Annotated in this window: 15 protein-coding genes; all 15 read right to left on the bottom strand. The window is 61.0% G+C overall.

What is annotated here, in order from left to right; all coding sequences use genetic code 11:
• Positions 1-51 precede the first annotated feature (51 nt).
• The gene (gene ftsZ, locus ACYZTX_RS07220; protein ID WP_462033491.1) at positions 52-1,245 is read right to left on the bottom strand and encodes a cell division protein FtsZ; all 1,194 of its coding nucleotides are present in this window, start codon (positions 1,243-1,245) and stop codon (positions 52-54) included.
• A 75-nt stretch (positions 1,246-1,320) separates the two neighbouring features.
• The gene (gene ftsA / locus ACYZTX_RS07215; protein WP_033061341.1) at positions 1,321-2,580 is read right to left on the bottom strand and encodes a cell division protein FtsA; all 1,260 of its coding nucleotides are present in this window, start codon (positions 2,578-2,580) and stop codon (positions 1,321-1,323) included.
• A gap of 15 nt (positions 2,581-2,595) precedes the next feature.
• On the bottom strand, positions 2,596-3,465 hold the full coding sequence (locus ACYZTX_RS07210) for a cell division protein FtsQ/DivIB (RefSeq protein ID WP_462033490.1): 870 nt from the start codon (positions 3,463-3,465) through the stop codon (positions 2,596-2,598).
• A 4-nt stretch (positions 3,466-3,469) separates the two neighbouring features.
• Complete coding sequence (locus ACYZTX_RS07205; RefSeq protein ID WP_462033489.1) at positions 3,470-4,438, bottom strand: D-alanine--D-alanine ligase; 969 nt, start codon at positions 4,436-4,438, stop codon at positions 3,470-3,472.
• A complete protein-coding gene (gene murC / locus ACYZTX_RS07200) occupies positions 4,435-5,895 on the bottom strand; it encodes a UDP-N-acetylmuramate--L-alanine ligase (RefSeq protein ID WP_462033488.1) in 1,461 nt (486 codons plus the stop codon). The genes ACYZTX_RS07205 and murC overlap by 4 nt, the downstream gene beginning before the upstream one ends.
• Entirely contained in the window at positions 5,888-6,958 is a 1,071-nt protein-coding gene (gene murG / locus ACYZTX_RS07195; protein ID WP_462033487.1) for an undecaprenyldiphospho-muramoylpentapeptide beta-N-acetylglucosaminyltransferase, read from the bottom strand. The genes murC and murG overlap by 8 nt, the downstream gene beginning before the upstream one ends.
• A complete protein-coding gene (gene ftsW / locus ACYZTX_RS07190; protein WP_462033486.1) occupies positions 6,948-8,165 on the bottom strand; it encodes a putative lipid II flippase FtsW in 1,218 nt (405 codons plus the stop codon). Before ftsW ends, murG begins: the two co-directional genes overlap by 11 nt.
• The gene (murD, locus tag ACYZTX_RS07185) at positions 8,162-9,508 is read right to left on the bottom strand and encodes a UDP-N-acetylmuramoyl-L-alanine--D-glutamate ligase (protein WP_462033485.1); all 1,347 of its coding nucleotides are present in this window, start codon (positions 9,506-9,508) and stop codon (positions 8,162-8,164) included. The genes ftsW and murD overlap by 4 nt, the downstream gene beginning before the upstream one ends.
• Before the next feature lie 5 nt (positions 9,509-9,513).
• Positions 9,514-10,596, bottom strand: a complete 1,083-nt coding sequence (mraY, locus tag ACYZTX_RS07180; protein ID WP_461966012.1) for a phospho-N-acetylmuramoyl-pentapeptide-transferase — start codon at positions 10,594-10,596, stop codon at positions 9,514-9,516.
• Complete coding sequence (locus ACYZTX_RS07175) at positions 10,596-11,963, bottom strand: UDP-N-acetylmuramoyl-tripeptide--D-alanyl-D-alanine ligase (protein ID WP_462033484.1); 1,368 nt, start codon at positions 11,961-11,963, stop codon at positions 10,596-10,598. The genes mraY and ACYZTX_RS07175 overlap by 1 nt, the downstream gene beginning before the upstream one ends.
• Positions 11,956-13,419, bottom strand: coding sequence for a UDP-N-acetylmuramoyl-L-alanyl-D-glutamate--2,6-diaminopimelate ligase (locus tag ACYZTX_RS07170; RefSeq protein ID WP_462033483.1), 1,464 nt, complete (start codon positions 13,417-13,419; stop codon positions 11,956-11,958). Before ACYZTX_RS07170 ends, ACYZTX_RS07175 begins: the two co-directional genes overlap by 8 nt.
• A complete protein-coding gene (locus ACYZTX_RS07165) occupies positions 13,419-15,158 on the bottom strand; it encodes a peptidoglycan D,D-transpeptidase FtsI family protein (RefSeq protein WP_462037000.1) in 1,740 nt (579 codons plus the stop codon). The genes ACYZTX_RS07170 and ACYZTX_RS07165 overlap by 1 nt, the downstream gene beginning before the upstream one ends.
• The gene (gene ftsL, locus ACYZTX_RS07160) at positions 15,158-15,451 is read right to left on the bottom strand and encodes a cell division protein FtsL (protein ID WP_003205353.1); all 294 of its coding nucleotides are present in this window, start codon (positions 15,449-15,451) and stop codon (positions 15,158-15,160) included. Before ftsL ends, ACYZTX_RS07165 begins: the two co-directional genes overlap by 1 nt.
• Positions 15,448-16,395: a 16S rRNA (cytosine(1402)-N(4))-methyltransferase RsmH gene (rsmH, locus tag ACYZTX_RS07155; RefSeq protein WP_046048256.1), complete on the bottom strand. Its 948-nt coding sequence runs from the start codon at positions 16,393-16,395 to the stop codon at positions 15,448-15,450. The genes ftsL and rsmH overlap by 4 nt, the downstream gene beginning before the upstream one ends.
• The gene (mraZ, locus tag ACYZTX_RS07150; RefSeq protein ID WP_403107792.1) at positions 16,392-16,847 is read right to left on the bottom strand and encodes a division/cell wall cluster transcriptional repressor MraZ; all 456 of its coding nucleotides are present in this window, start codon (positions 16,845-16,847) and stop codon (positions 16,392-16,394) included. Before mraZ ends, rsmH begins: the two co-directional genes overlap by 4 nt.
• Positions 16,848-16,868 lie beyond the last annotated feature (21 nt).

The following is a 16,868-nucleotide window of genomic DNA, read 5'->3' as shown; positions in this document are numbered from 1 at the left end:
GACCAGGCCTTTGCTGAACACCAATCACCTTCATAGCCCTGATACATTCCATCAATCAGCCTGACGACGCAGGAAAGCCGGGATGTCCAGGTAGTCCAGATCATCTTGCGGATTCATCTTCGCGGCAGTCGCAGCACCGGCCTGAGCCTGGTTGCGCATGACGGTCGGACGGTCCAGGTCACGGTAGTTTACCGCGGGCTGTTCCTGACGTGCAGGGGCTTGATGTTGTGGCTGGGAAGCCATGGAGGTGTGAACGGAGTTGTCGATGACCTTCACAGGTTTCTCGATTTTCGCGCCCAGACCGGTGGCAACCACGGTCACGTGCAGCTCGTCGCGCATGTCCGGATCGATAACGGTACCGACCTTGACCATCGCGTGTTCGGAAGCGAAGGCTTCGATGATGCTACCCACGTCGGAGTACTCACCCAGGGACAGGTCAGGACCGGCGGTGATATTCACCAGGATGCCGCGTGCACCTTGCAGGTTCACGTCTTCCAGCAGTGGATTGCGAATGGCCGCTTCGGTGGCCTCACGTGCACGGTTCGGACCGCTGGCGCAGCCAGTGCCCATCATCGCCATGCCCATTTCGCTCATCACGGTCCGTACGTCGGCAAAGTCGACGTTGATCATGCCCGGACGCTTGATGATGTCGGAGATACCGCGAACGGCACCGGCCAATACATCGTCGGCCTTGGCGAATGCGGACAGCAGGCTTGCGTCCTTGCCAAGGATGGTCAGCAGCTTCTCGTTGGGAATAGTGATCAACGAGTCGACGCTTTCAGACAGCAGACGGATACCCTCGTCGGCGATCTGCATGCGCTTGCGGCCTTCGAACGGGAACGGACGAGTCACCACCGCAACGGTGAGAATCCCCATTTCCTTGGCCACTTCAGCAATGATCGGCGCAGCACCGGTACCGGTACCACCGCCCATGCCAGTGGTGATGAACACCATATTGGTGCCCTGCAGGACTTCGGCAATGCGCTCACGGTCTTCGAGAGCGGCCTGACGACCTACTTCAGGGTTGGCGCCAGCGCCGAGACCTTTGGTCACGCCGGTGCCCAGTTGCAGGATGGTCCGCGCGCCGATACTTTTCAGCGCCTGGGCATCAGTGTTGGCGCAGATGAACTCAACGCCTTCAATGTTGCTCTTGACCATGTGATTGACGGCGTTGCCGCCACCTCCGCCAACACCGATAACTTTAATAACCGGACTTGCGGGGACGTTGTCTACGAGTTCGAACATTTTCCCTCTCCTTACATTCTCTAGTTTTTTCGCCTACTGCTTTTTGAAGCGGTGCTGCGGTGCTGCGGTAAATCTTTAGAAGTTGCCTTGTACCCAGCTCTTGAAGCGATCGAGCAAGGCGACTTTCGGTTCTTCATTGCTGTAACTGTCGCGGCTGCTGATGCCCGAGAACGAAATCCCGTCGGACTGCTTTTGCAGGCCGTACATCAACAGGCCAACGCCGGTGGAATAAATCGGGTTGCGAACCACATCGTCCAGGCCCTTGACGCCATGCGGCACGCCCAGGCGGACCGGCATGTGGAAGATCTCTTCGGCCAGTTCGACCGCGCCTTCCATCTTCGACGTACCGCCGGTCAGCACGATGCCGGCCGGGATCAGGTCTTCGTAGCCGCTGCGACGCAGTTCGGCCTGGATCAGCGTGAACAGCTCGTCGTAACGTGGCTCGACCACTTCGGCCAGGGCCTGACGGGACAGCTCGCGCGGTGGACGGTCGCCGACACTTGGGACCTTGATGGTTTCACCGGCACCGGCCAGTTTGGCCAGGGCGCAGGCATAGCGAATCTTGATTTCTTCGGCGTACTGGGTCGGGGTGCGCAACGCCATGGCGATGTCGTTGGTCACCTGGTCGCCCGCAATCGGGATCACCGCGGTGTGACGGATCGCGCCTTCGGTGAAGATCGCGATGTCGGTGGTGCCACCGCCGATGTCCACCAGGCACACGCCCAGCTCTTTCTCGTCATCGGTCAGGACCGAATACGCGGAAGCCAGCTGCTCGAGAATAATGTCGTCGATTTCCAGGCCGCAGCGACGCACACATTTTTCAATGTTCTGTGCGGCGTTGACGGCGCAGGTGACCACGTGAACCTTGGCTTCCAGACGTACGCCGGACATGCCCAGCGGCTCACGAACGCCTTCCTGGTTATCGATCACGTAATCCTGCGGCAGGGTGTGCAGCACGCGCTGGTCAGCCGGGATTGCAACGGCCTGGGCGGCGTCGAGAACACGCTCAAGGTCGGCGGAGCTGACTTCGCGATCACGAATGGCCACGATGCCGTGGGAGTTCAGGCTGCGGATGTGATTGCCGGCCACGCCGACGAATGCCGAGTGAATGCGGCAACCGGCCATCAGCTGCGCTTCTTCGATCGCGCGCTGGATCGACTGCACGGTGGACTCAATGTTCACCACCACGCCTTTCTTCAGGCCACGGGACGGATGGGTACCGATCCCGACGATTTCCAGCGTGCCGTCGTCCGAGACCTCGCCGACCAGCGCCACCACCTTGGAGGTGCCGATATCGAGACCGACGATCATTTTGCCGCTTTGCACGTTTGCCATGGGTCCTGCCTCTTCTTAATTCTTCGCGACAGCGGGTTGGGCTGCCGTGGGCGCTACAGGTTCCCGCCAGCCAACAGCGAGGCCGTTGGCGTAGCGCAGATCGATGCGCGCAATGTTCGTAATCTGTTCTTTAAGCGTCTTGTCGTAGATGGCAATGAAGCGGCGCATCTTTTCCACCAGCTTGCCGCGTCCCAGCAGCAGTTCGATTCCCGGGCCCGCGCTGCCGGCACCCGTGGTCAGGAACCAACTGCCTCGTTCACGCAACTCCAGGCGTGCAATCGAGAAGCCCATCGGCCTGAGCATCTGGCTCAGCACCTGGTATTGCTGCATTACCTGCTGCTGAGCTCGTTGTGGGCCGAACAGCTGTGGCAAGTGTTCGTAGTTCGCCAGCTCACGCGGGGTAAACGCCTGGCCCTGGTTGTTCAACAGCGCTTCATCGCCCCAACGGGCTATCGGCAGTTGTTCTTCCAGGCGGATCACCACTTGATCCGGCCACACCCGCCGCACTTCGGCGTGGGCAATCCATGGCATCGTTTCAAGCTCGGTACGCATGCTCGCAAGATCGATGGTGAAGAAGCTCGACGCCACGTACGGGGCGATCCGCTGCTGCACCGCTTGCTGGCTGATGTAACTCAAGTCGCCCTGCACGTTGATCTTGGTGATCGGCCGGTCGGCGTACGGCAACAAACGCTGCGCGCCTTCGTAAGTACCGAACCCCAGCGCAACCAACAGCACCGGCCAGAACAAGGCTTTCAGAAAACCAAAATTGGCTTTCGGCAGGCGCGCAGACATCGGCTCTTTGGCCACCATTCGGCTGGCACCCCGCGGCACCGGCTTGCGGCCGGGTGGTGCGGAGGGCTGATGTCTCAGCTGAGCGCCTTGCATGGTCTTAACCTCGCGGCTCGTTATTGCTGCTAATGCTGGCGGCCAGAATCGCCAGAACCAGTTGCTGGAAATCCAGGCCGGCGGCACGAGCCGCCATCGGAACCAGACTGTGATCGGTCATGCCCGGTGCGGTATTGACTTCCAGGAACCAGAACTGCCCGTCGGCGTCCTGCATCACGTCTGCCCTGCCCCAACCGGCGATACCCAGCGCCTCACAGGCTTTCGCCGTGAGGTCCATGAGTTCTTTTTCTTTGCTGCTGTCGAGGCCACACGGGATCCGGTACTGGGTATCGGAAGCCACGTACTTGGCGTCGTAGTCGTAGAAACTGTGCGTCGTGCCCAGGGCAATCGGTGGCAACACCTGGTCACGCAGGGTGGCGATGGTGAACTCCGGACCTTGAATCCATTGCTCGACCAACACTTGCGAATCGTAGGTACTGGCCGCTTTCCACGCGTCGATCAACTCAAGAGCTGAAGACACTTTGGCCATCCCGATACTTGAACCTTCATGGGCCGGTTTGACGATCAAAGGGAAGCCCAGTTCCGTCGCTGCCGAAATACAATCGGCCTCGGAGCTCAGTACCGCATGGCGTGGCGTCGGAATCCCGAGGCTGTGCCAGACCTGTTTGGTGCGCAGCTTGTCCATGGCCAGTGCCGAGGCCAGAATTCCGCTGCCGGTGTACGGAATCCCCAGGCACTCGAGCAGGCCCTGCATGCTGCCGTCTTCACCGCCACGACCGTGGAGAATGATGAAGGCGCGGTCGATTTTTTCGTTCAGCAGACGCTGCAACAGGTCATCGCCCACGTCGAGACCAAACGCGTCCACACCGGCGCTTAGCAGCGCGTCGAGAACCGCATTACCCGACTTCAGGGAAACCTCACGCTCGGCACTCCTGCCGCCGAACAGCACGGCGACGCGGCCGAAGTCTTTCGGCGCGAGTGTGGAGACGAGGTTGGCGTAAGCAGCAGTCATTTCAACTTCCCCACACTTGGCGCGGCAACGGCGCCTGCGAACAACGGACTTTTCAACAGTTTCGGTGCGAGACCGCCGATATCACCGGCGCCCTGGCACAGCAGGATGTCGCCGGCACGCAGCAGCGGTTTGACGATTGGCGCGAGGTCGACACCGCGCTCGATGTAGATCGGGTCGAGCTGACCGCGCTGACGGATGCTGTTGCACAACTTGCGGCTGTCGGCGCCCGGGATCGGTTCTTCACCGGCCGGGTAGACTTCCATCAGCAGCAGAACGTTGGCGTCGGCCAATACATTGACGAAATCGTCGTACAGGTCGCGGGTCCGGCTGTAACGGTGCGGCTGGTAGACCATCACCAGACGACGTTCCGGCCAGCCACCGCGCACGGCTTTGATCACGGCCGCGACTTCGGTCGGGTGGTGACCGTAGTCGTCGACCAGCATTACGTTGCCGCCTTCTACCGGCAGTTCGCCGTAGACCTGGAAGCGTCGGCCGACACCCTGGAACCCGGACAGGCCCTGGACGATGGCTTCATCGCTGACACCCTCGTCAGAAGCAATGCAGATGGTCGCCAGGGCGTTCAATACGTTGTGGTTACCCGGCATGTTCACCGAGACATCCAACGGATCGCGATCAGGACGCAGCACGGTGAAGAATGTCTGCATGCCCTGCTGACGCACATTGATTGCACGCACATCGCAGTCGTCGCCGAAGCCGTAAGTGACTGTAGGACGTTTCACCAGCGGCAGGATTTCACGCACCACCGGATCGTCCAGGCACACCACCGCCAGACCGTAGAACGGCAGGTTGTGGAGGAATTCGACGAAGGTTTTCTTCAGTTTGTTGAAGTCACCGTCGTAGGTCGCCATGTGATCGGCGTCGATGTTGGTGACCACGGCCACCAGCGGTTGCAAATGCAGGAAGCTGGCGTCGCTTTCGTCGGCTTCGGCGATCAGGTAACGGCTGGTGCCGAGCTGGGCATTGGTGCCTGCGGCATTCAGACGGCCACCGATGACGAAGGTAGGGTCCAGACCACCGGCGGCAAACACCGAAGCGATCAGGCTGGTGGTGGTGGTTTTGCCGTGGGTACCGGCGACGGCGATGCCGTGGCGGTAACGCATCAGCTCAGCCAGCATCTCAGCACGCGGCACCACCGGAATGCGGCGGTCCAGGGCGGTGGCGACTTCCGGGTTGGACGTGTTCACAGCACTGGAGGTGACCAGCACATCGGCGGTCGCGGCGTTCTCGGCACGGTGGCCGATAAAAATCTGGGCACCGAAGGACTCGAGACGCTCGGTCACCGGCGAAGCTTTCAGGTCGGAACCGGACACTTCATAGCCCAGGTTCAGCAACACTTCAGCGATACCGCACATGCCCACGCCGCCGATCCCGACGAAGTGGATGCGACGGATGCGGCGCATTTCCGGTTGCGGCATGGCTTTCTGATTCTCAACCATGGGCCACCTCCAGGCAGGTATCGACCACGTTACGGGTGGCATCGGGTTTGGCCAGGCGGCGTGCGGCGGTGGCCATGTCGGTCAGTCGTTGTGGTTGCATCAGGACCTCTGTCAGGCGTGCGGCAAGATCCGCTGCGCCAGTCGTTCTTTGCGGCATCAGGAAGGCAGCGCCTTCACGGGCCAAATAATCGGCGTTGCGGGTCTGGTGATCGTCGATCGCGTGGGGCAAAGGCACCAGCATCGAGGGCAGACCGGCGGCGGCCAGTTCACTGATGGTCAGCGCGCCTGCGCGGCACACCACCAGGTCGGCCCAGCCATAGGCTTGGGCCATGTCTTTGATGAAAGGCTGCACTTGCGCCTCGACGCCAGCCGCGCGATAACGCTCTGCTGTCACTTCATCGTGGTTTTTGCCGGCCTGATGAAACACTTCCGGGCGCAGGTCGGGGGCGACTTGCGACAGGGCTTCAGGCAGCAACTTGTTCAACGGTTCTGCGCCCAGGCTTCCACCCAGGATCAGCAAACGCGCCTTGCGACCCGCCAGAGCCTGTCGCGGTGTGTCGAGGAACAGCTCGGTGCGCACCGGGTTACCGGTGGTCCGACGGCTGTCCGACAGGGTAAAGGTGTCGGGGAACGCTTCACAGACTCGGGCGGCCAACGGCACCAGCAACCGATTGGCGGTACCGGCCACGGCGTTCTGTTCATGAACGATCACTGGCACGCCGGCCAGTTTGGCTGCAACGCCACCAGGGCCGGTCACATAACCACCGAAGCCGACCACGCACACCGGCCGCAGCTGACGAATGATCGCCCGCGCCTGCCAGATGGATTTGAGCAACATGACCGGTGCCTTGAGCAAGGACAGCTTGCCCTTGCCGCGCAAACCGCTGGCATTGATCCGATGCAGCTCGATGCCGGCCATCGGCACCAGATCGTTCTCGATGCCACGCGGCGTCCCGAGCCAATGCACGGTGTAGCCACGGGCCTGGAATTCGCGGGCACACGCCAGCGCCGGGAACACGTGGCCACCGGTGCCGCCTGCCATGATCAATACGTTAGCGCCCATGGGGGGACTCCTCAGCGAAGTCGCTCTCATGGAACTCCATCTCTTCACTGCCCAGGTGGGTTCGACTCTCCCACTCGATGCGCAGCAACAAGCCGAGACAGGCACAGCAGATCACCAACGAGCTACCGCCATAACTGAGGAACGGCAGGGTCAGACCCTTGGTTGGCAGCAGGCCGACGTTCACCCCGATGTTGATCAGGAACTGACCAATCCACAGGAATGACAGGCCGTACGCGATGTAGGCGGCGAAGAATTGCTTGGCCTTCTCGGCCCAATAGCCGATGTACATGCCACGCACGCAAACAAAGGCGAACAGCGCTACCGTGCACAAGGAACCTACGGCACCCAGCTCCTCGGCCAGGACCGAGAACACGAAGTCGGTGTGGGCTTCCGGCAGGTAAAACTGTTTCTGCACGCTGTTGCCCAGGCCGACGCCCAGCCATTCACCGCGACCAAAAGCGATCAACGCTTGAGACAACTGATAGCCTGCACCGAACTGGTCAGCCCACGGATCCGCAAAGTTGGTCAAGCGCGCCATTCGATAAGGCTGCACTTGAATCAACAACACCACCGCCCCGACCGCGAGGATAACCATCAGGGAAAAACGGAACAGCCCGACCCCGCCGAGGAACAGCATCGCCGCCGCAGCCCCCATCATCACGACGGTGGCACCGAAGTCCGGTTCCATCAGCAACAGACCCGCCATCGGCAGCAGAACGATGAACGGCTTGAAGAAGCCCATCCAGCTTTCACGCACTTCTTTCTGGCGACGTACCAGATAGCCGGCGAGGTAGATCACCACGAACACCTTGGCGATCTCGGAAGGCTGAACGTTGAAGAAACTGAAGCCGATCCAGCGCATCGAACCGTTCACTTCACGGCCGATCCCCGGGATGATCACCATCACCAGCAAACCGAACGCACCAATCAGCATCAGCCAGCCCAGGCGCTGCCAGGTGGCGATCGGAATCATCATGGTAACGATGCAGGCACCCAGGCCCAGCACCACATAGATCAGGTGGCGAATCATGTAGTACAGGGCACTGCCTGACTGCACCGCTGCCACTTCGGTCGATGCCGATGCAATCATGACCAGCCCCAGGCCAATCAATGCCAGGCAGCCGGCGAGCATCGGGAAGTCGAGGTCGATACCGCGCCCGGTAATGATCGGCGACGGGTATGGCTTGATGATGTTTCTCAGGCTCATGCCAGATCCTCCACAGCGCGGACGAACTGGTGACCACGGTCTTCGTAATTCTTGAACATGTCGAAACTGGCGCAGGCCGGGGACAGCAGCACCGCGTCGCCCGGTTCGGCGATGCCGCGGCATTGCACGACGGCTTCGTCCAGCGAGTTGACGCGAATCAGTGGCACGGCATCGCCGATGGCCTGAGCGATCAGCTCGGAGTCGCGGCCGATCAGCACCACGGCGCGGCAGTTAACCGCGACCGGATCACGCAGGTCCTTGAACTCGGCCCCCTTGCCATCGCCACCGGCGATCAGCACGAGCTTGCCGTCGATGTCCGCGCCCAGGCCTTCGATGGCAGCCAGTGCGGCGCCGACGTTGGTGGCTTTGGAATCGTTGTAGTAGCCCACGCCATTGAGGTCGCGGACCCATTGGCAGCGATGTTCAAGCCCGGCGAAAGTACGCAGGCTCGACAGCATCGCGTCGAACGGCAGGCCAACAGCATGGCCCAGGGCCAATGCCGCCAGGGCGTTGGACTGGTTGTGGGCGCCGCGAATTTTCAACTCGCGCACCGGCATCAGGTTCTGGAACTCGAAGGCCAGGTACTTCTCGCCGTCTTCTTCGCGAATACCGAATGCCTTGAAATCGGGTTTGCTCAAACCGAACGTCCAGCATGGCTGACCTTCGCCCATCAGCGGACGGCTCAGGGCATCCTGACGGTTGACCACAAACTGCTTCGCACCGCGGAAGATCCGGTGCTTGGCCAAGTGGTAGGCCGGCAGACCGCTGTAGCGGTCCATGTGGTCTTCGCTGACGTTGAGCACGGTCGCCACTTCGGCGTTCAGTTGGTCGGTGGTTTCGAGCTGGAAGCTCGACAATTCCATCACGTACAGCTCGACGTCGTCACTGAGCAGGTCCAGCGCCGGCGTACCGAGGTTGCCGCCGACGGCGACACGTTTGCCGGCCGCTGCAGCCATCTCGCCCACCAACGTGGTGACGGTGCTTTTCGCGTTGGAGCCGCTGATGGCGACAATCGGCGCTTTCGCGTTACGCGCGAACAGCTCGATGTCACCGGACAATTTCACGCCACGGGCGGCGGCGGCCTGCAGGGCCGGGGTCGCCAGCGCCAGGCCGGGGCTCACATAGAGCTCGTCGGCGCGGCACAGGAATTCGACGTCCAGCTCGCCACAACGCACTTCCACGTGCGGATAGTCACGCTTGAGCGTGGCCAGTTCCGGTGGATTTTCCCGCGTATCGGCGACAGCAAACGACGTGCCCCGGTTCGCCAGGAAGCGAACCAGGGACATGCCGCTCTTGCCGAGGCCGACAACGATGCGGAAGTGGTCAGAAGCGATCAGAGACACTCGTTCTACCTCAGCTTCAGGGTGGCAAGGCCAACCAGTACGAGAATCACGGTGATGATCCAGAATCGGACGATCACACGTGGCTCGGGCCAGCCCTTGAGTTCAAAGTGGTGGTGAATCGGTGCCATGCGGAACACGCGGCGACCGGTGAGCTTAAAGGAAGCAACCTGGATGACGACTGACAGGGTCTCCATCACGAACACACCGCCCATGATGAACAGGACGATTTCCTGACGGACGATCACCGCGATGGTGCCCAGGGCCGCGCCCAGCGCCAGTGCGCCGACGTCGCCCATGAACACCTGAGCCGGATACGTGTTGAACCAGAGGAACCCGAGACCCGCGCCGATCAAGGCACCGCAGAACACGATCAACTCGCCTGCGCCCGGTACATACGGGATCAGCAGGTATTCAGCGAATTTCACGTTACCCGACAGGTAGCAGAAAATCCCCAACCCGCCGCCGACCATGACGGTGGGCATAATCGCCAGACCGTCGAGGCCGTCGGTCAGGTTGACCGCGTTGCTCGAGCCGACGATCACGAAGTACGTCAGGACGATGAAACCTGCGCCCAGCACAATGCTGTGGTCCTTGAGCATCGGCAGGATCAGGGTGGTTTCCACCGGTGTCGCTGCGGTCATATAAAGGAAGATCGCCGCGCCCAGGCCGAACACCGATTGCCAGAAATACTTCCAGCGGCTCGGCAAGCCACGGGAGTTTTTCTCGATCACTTTGCGGTAGTCGTCGACCCAGCCGATGGCGCCGAACAACAAGGTCACCAGCAGCACGGTCCACACGTAACGGTTGGACAGGTCAGCCCAAAGCAACGTGCTGACGCCGATGGACGAAAGAATCAGCGCGCCGCCCATGGTCGGGGTGCCCGACTTGGACAAGTGCGATTGTGGACCGTCGTTGCGAACGGATTGACCGATCTGACGGTTCTGCAAAGTGCGGATCATCCACGGGCCAAAGCACAGCGACAAAACCAACGCGGTCAGCACACCGAGAATCCCGCGCAGGGTCAGGTACTGAAAGACCGCGAAGCCTTTGTAGAACTGTTGCAGATACTCCGCTAGCAGCAGCAGCATTAATGTTTCTCCAGGCTGGTCCCGCACAAAGCGACGACGATGTTTTCCATCGCAGCGCTGCGCGAGCCCTTGATCAAAATGGTGGTGTTTGTGTCTTGCTCGGCGCCCAGGGCCTTGATCAGCTCAGCCTGAGTGGCGAAGTGAAAAGCCTGCGGACCGAAAGCGTTCACCGCGTGAGCCATCATTGGCCCGACGGCGTAAAGCGCGGAAACCTTGCCGCGGGCGTACTCGCCCACATCGCGATGCCCCTGCTCCGCCCAATCGCCCAGCTCGCCGATATCCCCGAGCACCAGAACGGTGCGGCCGGAAAAGCCGGCGAGTATATCAACGGCGGCGCACATCGAGGTGGGGTTCGCGTTGTACGTGTCATCGATCACGCGCATGCCATTGCTGGCCAGTTGCGCGACGGTGCGGCCCTTGACCGGTTGCACCGCGCCAAGGCCGCTGGCGATGCCGAACAGCGACACGCCCAGCGCATGGGCAGCGGCTGCGGCGGCCATGGCATTGGCAACGTTATGGGTGCCGAGCAGGTTCAGTTGAACGCGCTCCACACCTTCAGGACTGTGCAGGTTGAACGCAGGGCAACCGCGAGCGTCACGGTCCAGATCGCTGGCGTAGAAATCGGCGCTGACATTGCTCAGGGCGAAGGTCAGGACTTTGCGACCGACAGCGCGGGTCTTCCAGATGTCGAACGCCTTGTCGTCAAGATTGAGAACGGCGACGCCATCGGCATCCAGCCCTTCAATAATCTCGCCCTTGGCTTCAACGATTTTTTCCGGCCCGCCGAACTCACCGACGTGGGCGGTCCCGGCGTTATTGAGCACGGCCACATGAGGCTTGGTCATGCCGACGGTGTAGGCAATTTCGCCGAGCCGAGAAGCACCGAGTTCGATGACGGCGGCGGTGTGCTCCGGCGCAAGTTCGAGCAGCGTCAGCGGAACGCCGAGGTCATTGTTCAGGTTGCCACGGGTCGCCAGCACCGGACCACGGGTGCGCAGGATGCTGGCGAGCATTTCCTTGACCGTGGTCTTGCCGCTGGAGCCCGTGATGGCCGCGACCGGGTGGGTATAAGCAGCACGGCTCATCGCACCCAGTTGACCGAGGGCCTGACGGGTATCTTTGACCAACAATTGCGGCAGTGTGCTGTCGGCGACTTCGTGTTCGACCAGCGCCGCTACGGCGCCTTTTGCGGCAACGTCATTAAGATAGTCATGACCATCGAAACGCGGACCGGTCAGGGCAATAAAGAGTTGGCCGGGCTTGATCGCACGGCTGTCGATGCTGACGCCGTCGAAGCTGGCATCGGCAGCGATCAGGCGGGCATTCAGCGCGCTGGTCAGTTCGCTCAGCTTCAAGGCTTTAAGCATGAGCCACCTCCCACGCGGTAAGGGCGTGATCCGCTTCGACCAGGTCGGAGAAATCGTGACGCTGGCCGTTGATTTCCTGATAGTCCTCGTGACCTTTACCGGCCAGGACAATCACGTCATCCGCCGAAGCGCTGGCGATCAACTGGGCAATCGCCTGGCCACGGCCAGCGACGAAGGTGACTTTATCCACAGCCTTAAAACCGGCGCGGATGTCGTCGAAGATCACTGCGGGGTCTTCGGTACGCGGGTTGTCATCGGTCACCAGCACGCCGTCGGCCAGACGCTCGACCACTTCGGCCATCAGCGGACGCTTGCCGCGATCACGATCGCCGCCGCAACCGAACAGGCACAGCAAGCGGCCTTTGGCGTGAGGACGCAGGGCCATCAAGACTTTTTCCAGCGCATCCGGTGTGTGAGCGTAATCGACCACGACCAGCGGCTGAGTACCGCCGCCGAGGCGCTGCATACGTCCGGCCGGGCCTTCGAGTTTTGGCAGGACCTTGAGGATTTCGTCCAGTGCGTAGTCCAGGCCGAGCAAGGCGCCGACCGCGGCCAGCACGTTGCTCAGGTTGAAACGACCGAGCAAGGTGCTGCGCAAATGGTGTTGGCCCTGGGGCGTGACCAGCGTAGCGCGCACACCTTCGTCGTCGAACTGCGCTTCACGGCAATAAAGGTAAGCGCTGGCGTCTTCCAGGCTGTAGGTGATCAAGCGCGATTCGCGTTTTTCGGCGGCCAGTTGCCGGCCGAAATCGTCGTCGAGGTTGACCACCCGGCATTTCAAATCATTCCACGCAAACAGCTTGGCCTTGGCTTCACCGTAGGCTTGCATGGTGCCGTGGTAATCCAGGTGATCGCGCGACAGGTTGGTCATCACCGCCACATCAAACGCCAGTGCGGTCACGCGGCCCTGATCCAGACCGTGAGAGGAGACTTCCATGGCGACCGCTTTGGCGCCGGCCTTTTTCAGGTCAGCAAGGGTCGCTTGCACGGCGATCGGGTTCGGTGTGGTGTGCAGGCCGCTTTCGAGCGCGCCGTAAAAACCGGTACCCAACGTGCCGACGATGCCGCAGTGCTGACCGAGCAGGTCGAGCGCCTGGGCAACCAATTGGGTCACGCTGGTTTTGCCGTTGGTGCCGGTCACGCCGATCAGGTTCAGGTGACGGCTCGGGTCGCCATAAAAGCGCCCGGCGATATCCGACAACTGCGCTGCCAGGCCTTTGACCGGAATCAACGGCACATCGGTAATCGGCAATACGGTTGCGCCTTCGACTTCATACGCCACAGCGGCAGCGCCGCGTTGCAGGGCGTCGGCAATGTGCGCACGACCGTCGAACTTGCCGCCAGGGACGGCGAGAAACAGGTCGCCAGCACGCACGTTGCGGCTGTCCAGGGTCAGCTCGCGGATCAACAGATCGCGGCCGGCGTGGGCGAAAATTTTGTTCAGACTTAGAGACATCAGCCGCGCCCTCCATTGGCTTTCAGCGGAACGACCGGTGTTGCGTTCGCTTGTTGAGTAGGTGGCAGGTTGTCCGGGGTAATGTTCATCAGGCGCAAGGTCCCGGACATCACTTTGCTGAACACCGGGGCCGACACCAGACCACCGTAGTAACCAGCCTTGGTCGGTTCATCGATCACCACCACGATTGCGTAACGCGGATCGCTCATCGGGCCGAAGCCGGCGAACAGCGAACGGTAAGAATTTTCGGCGTAGCCTTTGGTGCCGACCGAGGTTTTACGCGCCGTACCGGATTTGCCGCCGACGTGATACGCCGGCACTTGCGCACGGAACACGCCGCGCGGTGCTTCGATCACTTGTTGCAACATGGTCTGCATGGTTTTCGCCACCGTTTCCGGCAGCACTTGCGTGGTTTGCGGCGCCTTGTCGGTTTTGATCAGGGTCAGGGGCGCGAGGCGACCGTTGTTCGCCAACGCGGAGAAAGCGTGAACCAACTGGATCGCGGTCACCGAAATACCGTAGCCATAGGACAGCGTCGCGGTTTCAGCCTTGCGCCATTCGCGGTAGTTCGGCAGGTTGCCGACGCGCTCGCCCGGGAAGCCCAGACCAGTGTCCTGGCCAAGGCCGACTTTTTGCGCCAGACGGAAAATCGTTTCGCCGCCGATATCGAACGCGACCTTGCTCATGCCGACGTTACTGGAGTTGATCAGAATGCCGGTCAGGTCGAGTACCGGACCTTCAGACTTGGACACGTCCTTGATGGTGTACTTACCAATCTGCAAGGTGCCCGGGTAGACCTCGACGGTATCGGTCGGTTTCCAGCGGCCGGTTTCAATCGCGGCACTCATGGAAATCGCTTTCATGGTCGAACCCGGTTCGAACACGTCGATCATCGCGCGGTTACGCATCATCGCCGGTTGCAGGTTGCGACGGTTGTTCGGGTTGTAGGTCGGCTGGTTGACCATGGCGAGGATCTCGCCGGTCTTCACGTCCATGATCACCAGGCTGCCAGCCTTGGCGCCGTTTTCGATGATCGCGTTGCGCAGTTCGCGGTTGGCCAGGTATTGCAGACGCAGATCAATGGACAACGCCAAGGGCTTTCCGGCCTTGGCGTTTTTGGTCACCTGAACATCCTTGATAAGTCGGCCACGCCGATCCTTGATGACCTGCCGCTTGCCGGGGACACCGGCCAGCCATTCGTCATAAGCCAGCTCGACACCTTCTCGACCATGGTCATCGATGTCGGTGAAGCCGACCATATGGGCGGTGACTTCACCGGCCGGGTAGAAACGCCGGAACTCTTCGATGCCGTAGACACCCGGCACTTTCAGATCGAGCACGGACTGGCCTTGCTCGGGGGTCAGCCCGCGCACCAGGTAGATGAATTCTTTGTTGGCCTGAGCTTCGAGACGTTCGGCCAGGGCTTTCGGATCCTGGCCCAGAGCGGCCGCCAGTGCCGGCCACTTCTCTTTAGCCAGCTGCATTTCCTTGGCGTTGGCCCACAGCGTGGTGACCGGCGTACTGACGGCCAAAGGCTCGCCGTTACGGTCAGTGATCAGACCACGGTGAGCCGGAATCGGAATGTGACGAACACTGCGCGCATCGCCCTGACCTTTAAGGAAGGCACGGTCAACCACTTGCAGGTCGATAATGCGCCAGGCGATCGCCGCGACCATAACGCCGAGCAAACCCAGCACCAGGCGGAACCGCCACGGAAAGAGTGCGCCCTCGAGTTTCATCATGGCGCCACCATCTGCACTTCAGCGGCGCCAGGAATGCGCATCTTCAGTTGCTCGGTCGCCAGGACTTCGATACGGCTGTGGGCGGTCCAGGTGCTCTGTTCGAGAATCAAACGGCCCCACTCCGCTTGCGCCTTGTCGCGCACGCTCAACTCGTTGTAAAGCGAGTTCAACAGCTGACGGTTCCAGTGGGCGCTGTAGGAAACGCCGATGGCCGACACGAGCACGCCAATAAACAGCAGCAGCATGAAAAAGCTTCCGCCGGGAAGTGGCTTGGCGAAAAGCTTGCTCACCGCAGCTTCTCCGCGACGCGCATGACGGCGCTACGGGAACGTGGGTTGGCTTTGAGTTCGGCCTCGGAGGCGGACTGTGCTTTGCCATGGATTTTGATGATCGGTTCGAAGGCGACGTGACGGACCGGCAGGTTGCGTGGCAGGTTGTCGGCTTCGCCTTTCACCAGTTTGCGCATGAACAGTTTGACGATGCGGTCTTCCAGCGAATGGAAGCTGATCACCACCAGGCGACCGCCGACTTCCAGGCATTCCAGCGCGGCTTCGAGGCCGGCTTCCAGATCGCCCAGTTCGTTGTTGACGTGAATACGCAAGCCCTGGAACGCACGGGTCGCCGGGTTCTTGCCCTTTTCCCACGCCGGGTTGGCAACTTTCAGGACTTCAGCCAGATCGGCAGTGCGCTCGAACGGCTTGATGTCGCGACGCTCGGCCACGGCACGGGCCATGCGACCGGAGAAACGTTCTTCGCCGTATTGCTTGAACACCCGGGCGATTTCTTCCACCGGGGCGGTGTTGACGAATTCGGCAGCGCTGATCCCGCGAGACGGGTCCATGCGCATGTCCAGCGGGCCATCATTGAGGAAGCTGAAGCCGCGCTCAGGGTCGTCGAGCTGCGGCGAAGACACGCCGAGGTCGAGTAAAACGCCGCTGACCTTGCCGTCCAGACCCCGTTCGGCGACTTCCGAACCGAGCTCGGCAAAGCTGCGCTGTACAACGACAAAGCGGCCGTCTTCGGCCGCTAGCGTTTGCCCGGTGGCAATCGCTTGAGGATCTTTATCGAATCCGAGTACCCGTCCATCGGGACCGAGCTGGCTCAAGATCAACCTGCTGTGTCCGCCGCGCCCGAACGTACCGTCCAGATAGCAGCCATCAGGGCGTACGGCGAGAGCCTCCACGGCTTCGTCAAGCAGTACGGTGATGTGGTTAAAGCCGCTATCAATAGTCACAGGATCAAATCACGCAGTTCATCAGGCATGGCGCCCGGTTGTTGAATAGCAGCCAGGTCAGCGGCAGAAACCGCATCCCAGGCATCCTCGTCCCACAATTGGAACTTGTTCAGTTGGCCTACCAACATCGCGCGCTTATCCAACTTGGCATATTCACGAAGACGCGGCGGAACCAGAAAACGACCACTGCCATCGAGCTCGAGGTCGACGGCATTACCAATCAGTAAACGTTGCAGGCGGCGGTTCTCTTCGCGAAGCGAAGGCAGTGCGCGCAGTTTGGTTTCAATAATTTCCCACTCATCGAGGGGGTAAACACACAAACACGGATCAACGGCATCAATTGTGACGATCATCTGACCGGAACTACGCGAAACGAGCTCGTCACGGTACCGGCTCGGCATGGCGAGACGGCCCTTTGCGTCGAGACTGATAGCGTTAGCTCCGCGAAACACGTCAGCGTTTCTCCAAATATT

The sequence above is a fragment of the Pseudomonas sp. MDT1-17 genome, from assembly GCF_054898105.1.
This window is presented reverse-complemented; position numbering and strand designations above follow the sequence as displayed.

Excerpts from the sequence above, each read along its gene's own strand:
- ftsZ (WP_462033491.1), bottom strand. The coding sequence starts at position 1,245 with ATGTTCGAACTCGTAGACAACGTCCCCGCAAGTCCGGTTATTAAAGTT.
- ACYZTX_RS07170 (WP_462033483.1), bottom strand. The coding sequence starts at position 13,419 with ATGTCTCTAAGTCTGAACAAAATTTTCGCCCACGCCGGCCGCGATCTG.
- ACYZTX_RS07210 (WP_462033490.1), bottom strand. The coding sequence starts at position 3,465 with ATGCAAGGCGCTCAGCTGAGACATCAGCCCTCCGCACCACCCGGCCGC.
- mraY (WP_461966012.1), bottom strand. The coding sequence starts at position 10,596 with ATGCTGCTGCTGCTAGCGGAGTATCTGCAACAGTTCTACAAAGGCTTC.
- murG (WP_462033487.1), bottom strand. The coding sequence starts at position 6,958 with ATGGGCGCTAACGTATTGATCATGGCAGGCGGCACCGGTGGCCACGTG.
- ftsW (WP_462033486.1), bottom strand. The coding sequence starts at position 8,165 with ATGAGCCTGAGAAACATCATCAAGCCATACCCGTCGCCGATCATTACC.
- ACYZTX_RS07175 (WP_462033484.1), bottom strand. The coding sequence starts at position 11,963 with ATGCTTAAAGCCTTGAAGCTGAGCGAACTGACCAGCGCGCTGAATGCC.
- ftsA (WP_033061341.1), bottom strand. The coding sequence starts at position 2,580 with ATGGCAAACGTGCAAAGCGGCAAAATGATCGTCGGTCTCGATATCGGC.
- ACYZTX_RS07165 (WP_462037000.1), bottom strand. The coding sequence starts at position 15,158 with ATGAAACTCGAGGGCGCACTCTTTCCGTGGCGGTTCCGCCTGGTGCTG.
- murC (WP_462033488.1), bottom strand. The coding sequence starts at position 5,895 with ATGGTTGAGAATCAGAAAGCCATGCCGCAACCGGAAATGCGCCGCATC.
- ACYZTX_RS07205 (WP_462033489.1), bottom strand. The coding sequence starts at position 4,438 with ATGACTGCTGCTTACGCCAACCTCGTCTCCACACTCGCGCCGAAAGAC.